Origin of the sequence: Streptomyces sp. NBC_01451, assembly GCF_036227485.1 — a bacterium.
Lineage (GTDB): Bacteria > Actinomycetota > Actinomycetes > Streptomycetales > Streptomycetaceae > Streptomyces.
Genome location: NZ_CP109479.1, coordinates 1,070,098 through 1,084,571, shown reverse-complemented (window position 1 = coordinate 1,084,571; position 14,474 = coordinate 1,070,098). Strand labels below are relative to the sequence as shown.

The window sequence follows — 14,474 nt, the reverse complement described above, 5'->3', positions numbered from 1 at the left end:
TCGGGCGCCTGAGTCGAGGCCTACTCAAGTCGGCCTGTATCAAAGGTGAGTAGGCCGACTCCTGTTCACGTGACGACTTTCGTACAGGACGCCAAGACCCTGGAACTGCCCTGGCCGTTCACCGGCCGGGACGACGAACTGGACCTGATCCGCCGGTCGTTGACGGCCGAACGGCACGGCGTCGTGGTGACCGGCCCGTCCGGGCGAGGCAAGACCCGTCTCGTCACGGAGGCCGTCCGGGGTGCCGAATGCGTGAAGGTGATCGGCACGCCCGAGGCGCGGGACATCCCCTTCGCCGCGTTCGCCCATCTCCTCCCGGAGCAGGCGTCCTTGCACCACGCGCTCCAACTCCTCTCCGGTGTACGAACGTTGCTGGTCGACGACGCCCATCTGCTGGACGACTCCTCGGCCGCCCTGGTCCACCAGCTCGCGGTGCACGGACGCACCCGGCTGCTCGTGGTGGCGACGGACGGGGTTCCGGCGCCCGGCGCGGTGTCCCGGCTGTGGACCGGCGAGGTGCTGCCGCGTCTCGTCCTGGAGCCGCTGCCCCGCGAGGAAACCGCCCAGCTGGTCGCGGCCGGCGCCGGCGGCCCGGTCGAGCCGCTCACCGCCCGCCGCCTGCACCACCTCTGCCAGGGCGACCTGCGGCTGCTGCGCGACCTGGTCGGCGCGCTGCGCGAACGCGGCGAACTCACTATGGAAGCAGACGAGTTGATGTGGCGGGGCCCGGTTCCTGTGACGGCTGCGGTCCGCGAACGGGCCGGTCAGGACCTGAACCGCGACTGCGCCGAGGAACGGGACGCCCTGGAACGCCTGGCGTTCAGCGAACCGCTCCCGCTGGACCTCGCCGACCTGGACCTGGACGCACTCGAACGCCTCGAAGCCGAGGGCCTGATCCGTGTCGACGCGCCGTCCGAGGTCCGCCTCGCCCACCCCCTGCACGGCCCCGTCCTGCGGGCGGGCGCCGGCCGACTCCGGGCCGGGCGGCTGTCCCGCACCCCGGCCGAGTGCGCGTCGGCCCTGGACGCCGAGCGCGCCGAACTGGCCCACCGTATCGAGCGCACCGACGTCCAGGGACCGGCGGGCCCCGTCGGCGACTGGCTGGCGGCCGAGAGCACGGTCCCGCACCCTGCCGTACCGGCCGACTACGCGACCGTACGGGCCCGTTTCGCCCGACTGCGCGGAGAGCTGCGCGAGGCCCTGTCCTGGGCCAGGGAAGGCCTGCGCGGCACCCCGGACGACCCGTCCTGCCGTACGGAACTGGCACTGGCGGCAACCCAGTTGAGCGAGGTCGCAGCCGCGTCCCCGGGGCGGACGACCCCGTGGCTGCGGGCAGCGCACGGCGACATCGCCGGGGCGCTGGAGTCGGTCACGGACCCCGGGGGCGAGGAGGGGGAGGCGTACGTCCTGTACGACGCCGTACGTCTCGGGGCCCCGCACCTGGTCGCGGACCGGCTCGCCCGACTGCCCGGCGAGGGCGCCGCACCCCTGGCCCGGCACGCCGACGCGCTCGCCCGCCAGGACGGCCCCGCACTGGACCGTGCCGCCGAACTCCTGGAGAGGCGCGGCCTGTTGCTCTTCGCCGCCGAGGCGCACGCCCAGGCCGTCCCGGTGCACCGCGACCCGCGCGCCGCCCGCAGGTCCCGTTCCCGGGCGATGACCCTCGCCCGGCGCTGCCAGGGTGCCCGTACCCCGGCGCTGTCCGGTCTGGTCCTCGGTGAACTCACCGTGCGCCAGCGCCAGATCGTCACCCTGGCGGCGGCCGGCCTGAGCAACCGCCAGATCGCGGACCGGCTCACCCTGTCCATCCGTACGGTCGGGAACCACCTGTACAGCGCCTACACGCGGCTCGGCGCGAGCGACCGGGGCGCCCTGCGGTGGCTGCTCCTGGAGGAGGCACCGACCACGCGGTCGGCGTGACCGGCGGGGGCGTCTCGGTGGACTCCGCCGATCGCGAACGCCCAGGACGCCCAGGACGCCCAGGACGCCCAGAACAGGCAGAACGCCCGCGCCCCGTCCTCCGGTGTGCCGAGCCCCCCGGAATGGCCGCGCGGGGTCTCGGCCGGGGAGAGTCCGCGCGGCCCGCGTGACCGCTGTCGCGGGGCGGGCTCAGGCGGCGCCGAACGCCGAGAAGGCCCACCCGGTCGCCTGGTGGGTCGCGTCCCCCGGCAGGGCGGCGCGGGCGTCGCGCAGGGCCTCGGCGAGGGACAGGCCGACGCTGAGGCCCTTGTGCAGGGCCAGCATCAGCGGCACCACCGCCGCGTCGTTGACCGGCGCGCTGCTCGCCACGACGCCCGCCGTGCCCAGCGGGAGCAACGCCGTGACCAGACCGAGGAGTTCGTCCGCGCCGACGTTCGCGAGGCGGCCGGTGTCGCAGCTGGACAGGATGATCCGGTACGGGCTGCGGTCGAGGCGTTCGAAGTCGTGCACGATCAGCGGGCCGTCGGCCATCCGCAGCGACGAGAACAGCGGACTGTCCGCCCGGAAGGTGCCGTGGGCCGCGATATGGGCCAGCGCGGCCCCGTCCAGCGCGTCCAGCACCGCAGGTACCCGCGCGCCCTCGTGTTCCAGGACCGTCGGTCTGCCGTACCGGTCGGCCAGGTCGGGCACCTCGGCCCCGCCGCTCGCCAGCCCCGGCCCCCGGACGAGGACGTGCCGCCCGCCCGGCGGGGGACCGGTCTCCTGGGCCCGTAGCCAACTGCTCGCCGACGGCGACACACTGAGCACCCGCTCCCGGAGGGAGGGAAGCAGGGCCCAGGGGACCCTGTGCAGCCTCCCCGGCGGCACCACGACCACCGGGCCGGGGCCCAGATGCGGCACGGCCGCGCCCAGCAGCAGCTCCTCCAGCCGGCGGCCCGAGGCCTCCAGCACCGGCAGCCTGCCCTCGGCACCCGGGTGCGCCAGTCGGCGCAGCCCGGCCTGTACGTGCTCTGCCTCCGCCACCGCGTCGGCGAGCAGCCCCGCCTCGAAGCGGCGCACCCGTCCCTCGCCGCACAACAGCACCTGCACCCGGCCGTCGACGACGGCGATCTCGATCAACCGCACACCGTCACCCAGGCGTTCGAGCAGCTGACCGGGGTCGAAGGGGCGTCCGCTGCCGGGCGACTCGCCGCGGATGTGGAGGGTGCGGGAGCGCACCTCCCGTTCCAGGCGCCGCTGTTCGCGCTCCAGCGCCGGTACCGGGCGGCCCTCGGTCCGGGCCTCCTCCGCGCGGGCGGCGATCTCCCGGAAAGCGGTGAGGCTCTGCCCGAGCGCCGGGTCGTCGGGCGGCCGGACGGGCGGCGCCGACAGGACCGTGGCCCGCAACCGCTCGCTCCACACCAGCAGCCGCCGCGGCCCACCGGACCCCAGGGTCGCCCGCTGTGCCAGGGCGGCCAGTTCGGCTCCCTGCGCCGTGGCCCGGGCCCGCAGCTCCGGGGCGCCGAGCGTCATCCGGTGGTCGTCCAGGACGGCGAGCCCGCGTCGGCAGGCCTCCAGCACACCCCGCCCCGACCCGGCCGCCTCAGCGCGCAGCGCCTGCGCGGCCCAGCCCGTCATCCGTGCCAGCGGCGGACCGACGCGCCGGCTGCGGGCGGCGACCTTCAGATGCTTCTCCGCGTCCTCCCGCCAGCCCAGCGCCAGCGCGATCCGGCCCGCGAGCAACGACGCCTCGGGCGCGGACGGCGAACCGAACGCGGCGAGCCGGTCGGCCAGCGCCGCCGCGTCCGCGACGAGCCGGCCCGACGTCCGCCCGGTCGCGACCCGCGCATCGAGCAGCACCAGCCGGGCGTGCGCCTCCCACCAACTGCGCCGCTGCCCGGAGAACAGGCGTACGGCCACGGCCGCGCGGGCGATCGCGGTGTGCGGATCGTCCGCGAGCCGGGCGGCCTTCGCCGCCGTCAGCAGCAGCTCCGCCTTGCGGGTGCTCTGCCCGCCGATGCCGTCGAGCACGCCGAGGGCCGTGTCCGCCTCGTTGACCGCCTCACGGGCGAGCCCGGCGGCCATCAGCACCTCGCAGCGGCGGATGTAGAACATGAAGATCGGCGTGCCCAGCCGGGCGTACCGCTCGGCCGCCTCGTCGAACAGGCGCAGCGCCGCCGGGATGTCGCCCGCCCGGTACGCGGCCAGCGCCCGGCTCTCGACGACGTCGGCCTTGTCGTGCTCCTGGCCGGTGGTGTCCCACAGTTCCTCGGCGGCCGTGAAGTCGGCGTCGGCCCGCTCGGGGCGCCCGAGTGCCAGATGCACGGTCGCCCGCAGGGTCAGCGCCCGCGCCGTCCAGATGGTGTCGTCCGCCTGCCGCAGCACGGGAATGGCCCGCCGTACGTCGTCCAGCGCCTCGCGATGATGCCCCAGCACCCACCACGCGTACGCCCGCCGGTACAGCACGCGCGCGCGTGTATGGCCCGAACCCCGGTCGACGCCCTGCTCGAACGCCTCCAGGCCCTGCCGGGTGCGGCCCGCGTGGACCAGCGCGACGCCGAGCGTGCCGAGGACGTCCGCCTCGCGCTCCGCCGACCCGGCGTCCGCCGCGAGATCGCGGGCACGCCGCAGATGACGCAGGGCGACGCGCATGTCGCCGAAGTCCCGCTGCCACATACCGATCACCTGATGGGCGACCGAGGCGTGCAACGGCGTCGGATCACTGCCGAGGACGTTCTCCGCGCGCGCGAGCGCGTCCTTCGGGCGGGCGAACACCATCGGAAGTAGTTCGAGAACCGTGTCGCTTCCCGCTGTCACCCAACGGATGGTAGTGCTCCGCGCCCCGCGTCACACAGGTTTGGCCATGGAGAACTCGCTGTCCATCTCTGACCGACCCCTGCATCGACGAACGTGCCGAGACCCCTGTATCACGCGGCCGAACGGAGGCTCTCAATAACGGCAACAAGGGTTCGGTTCGAGGGGGAGGACATTCCATGGCACCTCAGCGTTTCCAGGAGCAGTTCGACCAGATCCAGCGCTCCATGCCCGACGTCGAGCTGGCGATGGGCCCGGACGACGCGGCCGAGTTCATCTACGAGAAGGGCGTGGTCCTGGCCCGCGACGGCGAGGAGGCGCGGATCGTCGAGGACGCTGTCCGCGCCCACTTCACCGCGTCCGCCGGCCTGACCGCGGACGACGTGCGCCGCGCGAGCCCGGAGACCAACCGGTCGGGCATCACCCGGATCAGGGTCGGCGACCCGGCCCGGGGCGACCGGCGCGGCGACCACGCGGTGGCGGGCGCGCTGCGCGCGCTCAGGCAGACGGAGGGCAACGCGGGACGCCGCCTGGTCAGCCGCAACCACGTGGTGCACATCGCCCCCGTCAACGCCTGCCCCGGCGACGAGCCCGTGCCCGTCCCGTACACCGCGGGGCCCAACCCGGCACTGGCGGAGAGCGGTTACGACGCGGACAGCGCCGTCGGTGTCCTCGTCGTCGACACCGGCCTCATGCACGACTACGCGTCCTACCCGGCGATGGCCCACGTCCAGGGCGACCCCCAGATCGAGGAGTGCGACGCGAGCGGAGTGCTCCAGCAGTACGCCGGGCACGGCACGTTCATCTCGGGGCTCGTCGCGGCCGTCGCCCCCAACACGGACATCGTCTCCCGCAACACCCTCAACGACGCGGGCGCGATCCTGGAGTCCGAGTTCGGCGACAAGCTCTTCGAGGCCGTCGAGCGCGACGGCTGGCCGGCCATCATCAGCCTCTCCGCCGGCACGTCGAACGGCAGCACGGAAGGCCTGCTCGGCCTCGCCGCGTTCATGGAGGCCCTGCGTGAGCAGCCGCGCACCCTGCTGGTCGCCGCCGCGGGCAACAACGCCAGCGCGACCCCCTTCTGGCCCGCCGCCTACGCCGACAAGCCCGAGTACGCCCAGTCGGTGATCTCCGTCGGCGCCCTGCGCAGCGACGGCGAGTTCGGCGCCTGCTTCAGCAACCACGGCGCGTGGGTGAAGGTCTACGCCCCCGGCGAGCGTCTCACCGGTCCGCTCACCGGCTTCCAGACACCGGTGCCGTACATCTACCAGCACAGCACGTACGACACCTGCCGCCACCACTTCACCTACGCCTGCACCTGCCAGAACCCCCAGCACCTCGGCGTGCTCTCGGGGGACCAGGAGACCACCTCGGGCACCCCGGACCAGGTGGAGTTCCAGGGGTTCGCCCAGTGGAGCGGCACCTCGTTCGCCACCCCGCTGGTCGCCGCGATGATCGCCGCCCACATGACCGCCCACAAGGAGGCCGACCCGCGTGCCGCCCGGCAGCAGCTCCTCGCGGCGAACACCGAGTTCGCGGAGGTCCGGGGCGCGGTCGTACCCGCACTGATCCCGCCCACGTGGAGCGCGGTGCCGGTCATGAGCATCCCGCCCGCCATATGAGGTCAACCGGCCTCCGTACAAGGACAAAACGAGTGAGGACCATGCGCAGGACGAGTGGAGCACCCCCTTCCACGGCGTACGATGACTGGCCGTACACGAGGGGTGGGGACGTGGACCGAGCAGCGGTCGGCGCGTTGGTCCAGTCCGCCGTCGACGGCGACGCGGCGGGCTGGAAGGCGCTGGTGGAGGGGCTGAGCCCACTGGTGTGGTCGGTGGCGCGCGCCCACCGGCTGTCCGACGCGGACGCGCACGAGGTGTATTCGACCGTCTGGTTCCGCTTCGCCCAGCATCTGGGCCGTATCCGTGAACCGGAGAAGGCCGGTTCGTGGCTCGCCAGCACCGCACGGCACGAGTGCCTCAAGGTCATCAAGAGCAGCCACCGGATGACACCGACGGACGACACCCAGCTGCTCGACCGGATCAGCGACGACCGTACGCCCGAGCAGCGCGTGATCGAGTCCGAGGAGGCCTCGGCCGAGGCGGAGCGCATCCGGCAGTTATGGCAGGAGTTCGAGGAACTCGGCGCCCGCTGCCGGCAGTTGCTGCGCATCCTGATGTCCGCGCCGCCACCGAGTTACCAGGAGATCTCCGCCGGCCTGGGAATCGCGGTCGGCAGCATCGGCCCGCTGCGCCAGCGCTGCCTGCGCCGGCTGCGGGTCCGGCTCGCCGCCCGGGGGGTGCTGTGAACAGCGCGCACGGCAACGACGGTTCACCCCACGACTCCGACGACATGGACGGCACCGACGGTATGGACGCGTTCGACCACGCCGATGACGAACTCGACGGTGAATTGGACGACCTGGGGGAGTTCGAGGGCGACGACCCGCTGGACGACGACCTCCTGGAAGAGACGCTGCGCCATGCCGCCGCCATCATGGATCCGGTCCCGGCGCAGCTCCAGCAGACCGCCGTGGAGGCCTACGCCCTGTACTCGCTCGACACCCGGCTGGCCGAGCTGACCTTCGACTCGCTCGTCCACGGCATCCCTGTCAGGGGCGCTGTGGAGGCACCCCGCATGCTGACCTTCCACACGGACGAACTGACGGTCGACGTCGAGGTGTCCGCGCACGGTCTGATGGGGCAGGTGTTACCGCCGCAGGAGGCCAGGATCGAAGTGCTGAGCGGTCCGCAGCTCGCCTCGCCGCCCACCCTCAGCGCCGACGACATGGGCCGCTTCGCCGGCGACCTGCACGTCACCGGCCCCTTCGCGCTCCGGCTGCGGACGGACGCGGAGGTCTTCATGACGGAGTGGCTGCGCGTCTGACGCGACACGCGGCTCCCAGGGGGCGGACCCGCTGCGGGTCCGCCCCCGAACCGTGTCGTCAGTTCACCGCCACCAGCGGGTGGTGACAGGCGACCGCCCGCCCGGACGGCGTGCCGACCAGCCGGGGCCGCTCCACCGCGCACACCTCCCGTGCGTACGGACACCGCGTGTGGAAGGTGCAACCGGCCGGTTTGGCCACCGGGTTGGGCACGTCCCCGGTGAGGACGATCCGCTCCCGGCGCGGCGCGTCCGGGGCGCCGGTCCCGTCGTCGATCTCCGGGACCGCCGACATCAGCGCCTCCGTGTAGGGGTGCGCGGGAGCCCCGTACAGCGTCTCCGTGTCGGCGAGTTCGACGATCTCGCCGAGATACATGACCGCGATCCGGTCCGAGACATGACGGACCACGCCCAGGTCGTGCGCGATGAAGACGTACGTCAGCCCGAACTCGTCCTGGAGGTCGGCGAACAGGTTCAGTACCTGCGCCTGGATCGACACGTCGAGCGCGGACACCGGTTCGTCGGCGACGATCAGCTTCGGGGACGTCGCCAACGCCCGCGCGATACCGATGCGTTGACGCTGGCCGCCGGAGAACTCGTGCGGGTACCGGTCCAGATGGGCCGCCGCCAGCCCCACCACGTCGAACAGCTCGGCCACCCGGCGCCGGACGGCGGCGGCATCCCCGTACCGGTGGATGAGCAGCGGCTCGGCGACGATGTCCCCGGCGCGGCGGCGCGGGTTCAGGGAGGCCTGCGGATCCTGGAAGACGAGCTGCATCCCCGGCCGTACGGGACGCAGCCGGCGTGCGGACAGTGTGGTGATGTCCTGCCCGTCGAACTCGACCCGCCCGCCGGTGATGTCGGTGAGCCGGACCAGACAGCGGCCGAGCGTCGACTTGCCGCAGCCGGACTCGCCGACGATGCCGAGGGTTTCACCCGCGCGCACCTCCAGCGAGACCCCGTCCACGGCCCGCAGCACCTTGCGGCGCCGGGTGAGGGAGTCGCCGCGCAGGCGGTAGTGCTTGGTGACGTCGGTGGCGCGCAGCAGCACGTCGGCGTCGCCGGGTCCGGTCTGGAGGTCCGCTGTCACGGCGCCGCCTTTCTGTCCAGTGTCGAGTGCGCCGTACGGGCCGACGCGCGCTCGTCGCCCGGCAGCCAGCAGGCGTCGAGGTGTCCCGACTCGCCGCTCAGTACCGGGCGTTCGTCGCACCGGTCGTGCCGCGCCGGGCAGCGCGGCGCGAACGCGCACCCCTCCGGCACGCTGTCCGGCGACACGGGCATGCCCGCGATGGTGGGCAGCCGCCGCAGCCGTGGCCCGCCGACCCGGGGCACCGAGTCGAGCAGCCCCCAGGTGTACGGATGCCGGGGACCGTGGAACACGGCCCGGCGCGGCCCCTCCTCGGCCGCCCGCCCCCCGTACATGACCAGGACCCGGTCGGCGATCTCGGACACCACACCCATGTCGTGCGTGATGAGGACGACCGCCGAGCCGCGCCCGTTCAACTCCCGCATCAGGTCGAGGATCTGGGCCTGGATCGTCACATCGAGCGCGGTGGTCGGCTCGTCGGCGATCAGCAGCGCCGGACCGCAGGCGAGGGCCATCGCGATGACCGCCCGCTGCCGCATCCCGCCCGAGAACTCGTGCGGGTAGGCGTCGACGCGCGAGGCGGCGTCCGGGATGCCCACGTCCGACAGCAGCCCGACGGCCCGCGCGTGCGCCTCCTTCCTGGACACCTTCTCGTGCGTCCGGATCTGCTCGGCGATCTGCCGGCCGACCGTGTAGACCGGGGTCAGCGCGGTCATCGGATCCTGGAAGACCATGGCGATCTCCCGGCCGCGCACCGACCGCATCTCCTTGTCGGGGAGAGTCAGCAGGTCTCGCCCCCGGAAGCGGACTTCGCCCGTGACGGTGACGTTCGGGCTGGTCAGCAGCCGCAGTACGGCCAGCATCGAGACGCTCTTGCCGGAGCCCGACTCGCCGACCACGCCCAGGATCTCGCCGGGGGCGACCGAGAAGGACAGCCCGTCGACGGCCGTGACCGTGCCGGTGCGGGTGCGGAAGGAGATCCGCAGATCCCGTACAGCGAGGAGAGGTTCAGGCATGGCGGGCCCTCGGATCGAGTCGCGCGTACAGGATGTCGACCAGCGCGTTGGCGAGAACCACGAAGAACGCCGCGTACATGACCGTCCCCATGATCACGGGCAGGTCCAGGTTCTGCAGCGCGTCGAAGGTGAGCTTGCCGACGCCGGGCAGGCCGAAGACGACCTCGGTGAGCAGGGCGGCACCGCCCACCAGCGCGCCGAAGTCCAGGCCGAACAGCGACACGATCGGGATGAGCGAGCAGCGCAGCGCGTGCCGGATCAGGATCCGCCGCTCGGACAGCCCCTTGGCCCGCGCGGTGCGTACGTAGTCCTCGCCGAGCGCGCTGACGACCTCGCCGCGCAGCAGCCGGGCGTAGATGCCGGCGTACAGCAGCGCCAGGGTCAGCCACGGGAAGAGCAGGTGCAGCGCCCACTGGCCGGGGTCCTTGCCCAACTCGACGTACCCGGGCGGCGGCACCCAGGAGAACAGCGAGTCGTGCAGGCGTTTCTGGGTGAGGAGGTTGACGACCTCGCCGAGCCAGTAGGCGGGCAGCGAGACGCCGACGACTCCCACCAGCATGATCACCGGGTCCGCGGCCGTACCGCGCAGAGCGGCAGCGGCCGTACCCATGACGATGCCGACCGTCATCCAGATGACCGCCGCCCCGATCACCAGCGACAGCGTCACCGGCATGGCCTGCACGATCTGCGGGATGACCTTCGAGCCGCGGTTGACGAACGACTCCAGGTCCCGGTCGATCAGCAGGTGCCGCATCATCAGCAGATAGCGGACGGGCAGCGGCCGGTCGAGGCCGAACGAGTGCCGTACCTGGGCGAGGGTGGCCGGGTCGGCGTTGCGGCCCGCGATACGGGCGGCGGGGTCGACTCCCGGGGTGGCGAAGAAGATCAGGAACACCAGCACACTGATCGCGAACATCACCAGCAGCGCGGAGAGGAAGCGACGGAGCGCGAAGTAGAGCATCGGATCACACCCCTCCGCGCAGGCGGGCGTTCGGGTCGAGGGCGTCCCGCACCCCGTCGCCGAGGACGTTGAGGGCGGCTGTCGTCAGCGCGATGAGCAGTCCGGGCGCGATGGTCACGGTCGGACGCGTGTACAGCAGTCCGAGGCCGTCCTCGATGATCGTGCCCCAACTGGCGTCGGGCGGCTGGACGCCGACCGACAGGAAGGACAGCGCCGACTCCGTGAGCATCGCCAGCGCGGTCATCAGCGGCAGGAACACGATCGCCGTGGGCAGCACGTTGGGCAGCACCTCCCGGCGCATCACCCGCAGCGCGGGCGCGCCCGACCCGATGGACGCCTGGATGAACTCCTTGTTCCGCAGCACCAGCACCTGCCCGCGCATCGGCCGGGCCACGTACGGGACGTAGATCGCCGCGATGATCACGACCGGCAGCCACAGGCTCCCGGCCTCGACGGTGACCGGTCCGAGGCTGAGCCCGTCGGTGAGCAGGACGACGGACAGACAGATGGCCAGCAGATACACCGGGAAGGCCCAGATGACGTCCAGGACACGGGAGATGACCGCGTCGACCACCCCGCCCGCGTACCCGGCCAGGACTCCGACGGCCGTACCGAGGACACAGCACAGCAGCGCCGCCGTGGCCCCGATGAGCAGGCTGGTACGGCCGCCGTACAGCAGCCGCGCCATGACGTCCCGCCCCTGGTTGTCGGAGCCGAGGAAGTAGTGGCCGAAGTCCCAGGTGGGGCCGATGGGCGTGACACCGAGGCCGAGCCCGGTACTGCTGGGGGTCAGTACGGGCACGGTCTTCCCGTCCACGACCGTCGTCCCGGAGACATGGGACTGGAACGGGTCGGTGTGCGCGATGTGGTCGGCGTACAGCGGGGCCAGCAGGGTCACCGTGACGACGGCGAGCAGGACGAGGGCCGCGGCCACCGCCGACCTGTTGCGCAGCAGGTCGGCGGCGGCGGTCCGCCAGGGGCCCGGCGAGCGTCGCCGGGCCTCGGCGGTGGCCAACTGGGCGACTGCGCCGCTCACTTGACCCACAACTGTCCGACGAGCATGTAGAACTGCTTGCTGAACCGGTAGTTGCCGACCCGCTTCGACGTGAAGTCGATGATCTTCGGGTTGATCACCGGGACCACCGGGGACTGCGTCATGATGTCCTGGTCGATGGTCGCCCACTGCTGGTCGGCGGCCTTCTGGTCGGTCTGCCCGGTCTTCAGCGCGGTCTGCATCCGGGCGTCGATGCCCTTGTCGCAGAACCCGGAGATGTTGATGCTGGAGTCGCTGCCCGGGTGGAACGAGGCGCAGGACAGCAGCACGTTGAGGAAGTCGGAGGCGGCCGGATAGTCCTGGTACCAGGACGTCAGCGCCAACTGCACCTTGTTCTTGGTGTTCTGGATGTACGTGAACTGGATGTTCCCGGACAGCGGCTTGAGCGTCGCCCTGTAGCCGAGCTGGGTCAGCAGACTCTGCAGGTACTGCCCGATCGACTTGTTGACCTCGTCGTCCTGCACGACGATGCCGACCTCCTGGCCGGCCGTCCCCGACTGCTTGACCAGCGCCTTCGCCTTGGCGAGGTCGGGCGCCGACCAGGTCTTCCCGCCGCCCTTGGTGTACTGGCACTTGTCGACGTGCCCGGGGAAGCCCGGCGGCAGGATCGTGCACGCGGGAGAGGCGAGGTTCTTGCCGCCGTACAGCCCGACCACCGCGTTCCGGTCGATCGCCCAGTTGATGGCCTGGCGCGCCAACTTGTTGTTGAACGGGGCCGAGTTGACGTTCAGGGTGGCGTACCAGAAGGCGGTCAGCGGATTGACGTGCGCCTGCGAGGCGTACTGCGTGCCGATCTCGTTGAGCCGGTCGGCGGGCGGCGGGTCGTACATCCAGTCCGCCTGCCCGTTCTGCACGGCGGTCACCTCGGACTCCACGGTCTGCCCGAAGGTGTAGTCGACGTTGTCGGCGTAGGCCTGGGGCTGCGCCTCGCGCGACCACTCCTTGAAGTACGGGTTGCGCACCAGCTTCAGCGCCCGGTTCGGGTCGTACGAGGCCGCCATGTACGGGCCGGTCGTCGGGAGCGGCTTGGTCCCCGCGTCCTTCGTCGGCGAGTCCTTCGGCACGATGCTGGCGTGCGGAACGGCCAGCTTGTACGGGAACTCCGGGTCCGGCGCCGTCAGGTTGACGGTGACCGTGCCGGCCGCCGCGTCACCGACGACGCCCTTGGCGAGCGTGCAGGACGCCGGCGTCTTGAGACAGGCGTCCGCGCCGACGATCCCGTTGTAGAAGGTGCCCGCGGTCGGGCTGGACACCTTGAAGATCCGCTGGAAGGACGCCACCACGTCGTCGGTGGTCACCGCCTTGCCGGTGGAGAACCTGATGCCCTTGCGGAGCGTGAAGGTGTACGTCTTCCCGCCGTTGCCGACCACCGGCATGGCCGCCGCGAGATCCGGGACGACGGTGAACGACTCCTGCCCGCCGGTCTTCTTGAACGCCAGCAGACCGTCGTACATCGACTGGTACAACTGCCAGTACTGGAGCGTGTAGTTGACCTGCGGATCGAAGGTTCCGGCGGCGGCGTGGGCGACCAGCTTCAGCGTGCCGCCCTTGTGCGCGGGCTGGAACGCTGCCGACTGGGAGCCGCCGGTGGCGGTGGAGGTCGGGTCGGACGAGCCGCCGTCGTCGGAGGACGAACAGGCGGTCGCGGTGAGGGCGAGGGCGGCGGTCACGGCGGCGAGGGCGGTACGTCTGGTGATCCGGGTCATCGGGGAACTCCCTTCGGTGGAGCGGGTGTTGAAGGTGTCGGATGTGGTGTGGGACGAGGGGGCCGGGCCGGGGACTCAGTCGGTGGAGTCGAGGAAGTCGCCGACGATCCGGAGATAGAGCTCCTCCTCCTCGACGTGCGGCATATGGCTGGAGTGCTCGAACATGTGCCAGCGCACATCGGGGATGAGCTCGGCGAAGGGCCGGAGCGTGTCGGGCGTCGCCTCGTCGTGGCGGCCGGAGACCAGCAGGGTCGGTACGTCGATCAGGTGCAGCCGGTCGACGACCGACCACTCCTTCATGGTCCCGACGACATGGAACTCGTTCGGCCCGTTCATCGTGTGGTAGACGGTCGGGTCGGCCGCGATGTTGTCCCAGGTGGCCTGGACCTCGGCGGGCACCGGGACCGTACGGCACACATGGCGCTCGTAGAAGACCTGCTCGGCGGCGTGGTAGTCGGGGTGGTCGGTGGTCCCGGCCGCCTCGTGGGCGAGCAGGGTCTCGCGCACCTCGGGCGGCAGCGCGGAACGGAGTTCGGCGGCGCCCGCCAGCCAGAGCTCCATGGAGGCGGGGGAGTTGGCGATGACCAGACCGCGCAGTCCGGCCGGGCGGCGCACGGCGTGCTCGGCGGCGAGCATCCCGCCCCACGACTGGCCGAGCAGATGGTAGGCGTCGGCCAGGCCCAACTTCCCGAGCAGGTTGTCGAGTTCGTCGAGGAAGAGCTGGACGGTCCAGAAGTCGGCGCCCTCGTCGGGCAGATGGGTGGACCGTCCGATGCCGAGCTGGTCGTAGTGCACCACCGGGCGGCCCTGCTGGGCGATGCCGGCGATGCGGAGCGTGTAGTCGTGACCGGCGCCGGGGCCGCCGTGCAGGACCACCAGTGGTGTCCTGCCGGGTTCGCCGGTGATGCGGTACCAGGTGGACCAGCCGTTGAAGTCGATGGTCCCGGTGTGGTTCGGTTCGGGAATCGCCACTGCAGAGCCTCCGGGGGCAGGCAGAATCAAGCCAGTCAGCGTCTGAAAAGGATTGGTGTCCGGGGATGGCTGACATACTGTT

General features: G+C 71.8%; 11 protein-coding genes. 4 read left to right on the top strand and 7 right to left on the bottom strand.

The window, feature by feature from the left end; translation table 11 throughout:
* The first annotated feature begins 69 nt into the window (after positions 1-69).
* Entirely contained in the window at positions 70-1,920 is a 1,851-nt protein-coding gene (locus OG595_RS04805) for a LuxR family transcriptional regulator AbsR2 (protein ID WP_329268141.1), read from the top strand.
* 189 nt (positions 1,921-2,109) lie between these two features.
* On the opposite strand, the gene OG595_RS04800 is transcribed toward OG595_RS04805, so the two are convergent.
* Positions 2,110-4,677, bottom strand: coding sequence for a CHAT domain-containing protein (locus OG595_RS04800; RefSeq protein ID WP_329282640.1), 2,568 nt, complete (start codon positions 4,675-4,677; stop codon positions 2,110-2,112).
* 215 nt (positions 4,678-4,892) lie between these two features.
* Here OG595_RS04800 and OG595_RS04795 point away from each other — a divergent pair, with 215 nt between their 5' ends.
* The 3 genes from OG595_RS04795 to OG595_RS04785 all read left to right on the top strand — a co-directional run bounded on the left by OG595_RS04795 (position 4,893) and on the right by OG595_RS04785 (position 7,599).
* The gene (locus OG595_RS04795) at positions 4,893-6,335 is read left to right on the top strand and encodes a S8/S53 family peptidase (RefSeq protein WP_329268139.1); all 1,443 of its coding nucleotides are present in this window, start codon (positions 4,893-4,895) and stop codon (positions 6,333-6,335) included.
* Between the two features lie 110 nt (positions 6,336-6,445).
* Positions 6,446-7,021 carry an RNA polymerase sigma factor gene (locus OG595_RS04790; protein ID WP_329268138.1) on the top strand — a complete coding sequence of 192 codons (576 nt, stop codon included), beginning with the start codon at positions 6,446-6,448 and terminating at the stop codon, positions 7,019-7,021.
* Between the two features lie 44 nt (positions 7,022-7,065).
* Positions 7,066-7,599: a hypothetical protein gene (locus OG595_RS04785; protein ID WP_443073319.1), complete on the top strand. Its 534-nt coding sequence runs from the start codon at positions 7,066-7,068 to the stop codon at positions 7,597-7,599.
* Positions 7,600-7,657: 58 nt separating this feature from the next.
* On the opposite strand, the gene OG595_RS04780 is transcribed toward OG595_RS04785, so the two are convergent.
* The 6 genes from OG595_RS04780 to OG595_RS04755 form a co-directional block, all read right to left on the bottom strand.
* Positions 7,658-8,686 carry an ABC transporter ATP-binding protein gene (locus tag OG595_RS04780; RefSeq protein ID WP_329268136.1) on the bottom strand — a complete coding sequence of 343 codons (1,029 nt, stop codon included), beginning with the start codon at positions 8,684-8,686 and terminating at the stop codon, positions 7,658-7,660.
* Entirely contained in the window at positions 8,683-9,699 is a 1,017-nt protein-coding gene (locus OG595_RS04775; protein WP_329268133.1) for an ABC transporter ATP-binding protein, read from the bottom strand. The genes OG595_RS04780 and OG595_RS04775 overlap by 4 nt, the downstream gene beginning before the upstream one ends.
* Positions 9,692-10,660, bottom strand: a complete 969-nt coding sequence (locus OG595_RS04770) for an ABC transporter permease (RefSeq protein ID WP_329268131.1) — start codon at positions 10,658-10,660, stop codon at positions 9,692-9,694. The genes OG595_RS04775 and OG595_RS04770 overlap by 8 nt, the downstream gene beginning before the upstream one ends.
* Positions 10,661-10,664: 4 nt before the next feature.
* Positions 10,665-11,696 (bottom strand): ABC transporter permease, encoded by a 1,032-nt coding sequence (locus tag OG595_RS04765; RefSeq protein WP_329268128.1) that lies wholly within the window; start codon positions 11,694-11,696, stop codon positions 10,665-10,667.
* The gene (locus tag OG595_RS04760) at positions 11,693-13,420 is read right to left on the bottom strand and encodes an ABC transporter substrate-binding protein (protein WP_329268126.1); all 1,728 of its coding nucleotides are present in this window, start codon (positions 13,418-13,420) and stop codon (positions 11,693-11,695) included. Before OG595_RS04760 ends, OG595_RS04765 begins: the two co-directional genes overlap by 4 nt.
* A 75-nt stretch (positions 13,421-13,495) precedes the next feature.
* Entirely contained in the window at positions 13,496-14,392 is an 897-nt protein-coding gene (locus OG595_RS04755; RefSeq protein ID WP_329268124.1) for a proline iminopeptidase-family hydrolase, read from the bottom strand.
* Between the last annotated feature and the right edge of the window lie 82 nt (positions 14,393-14,474).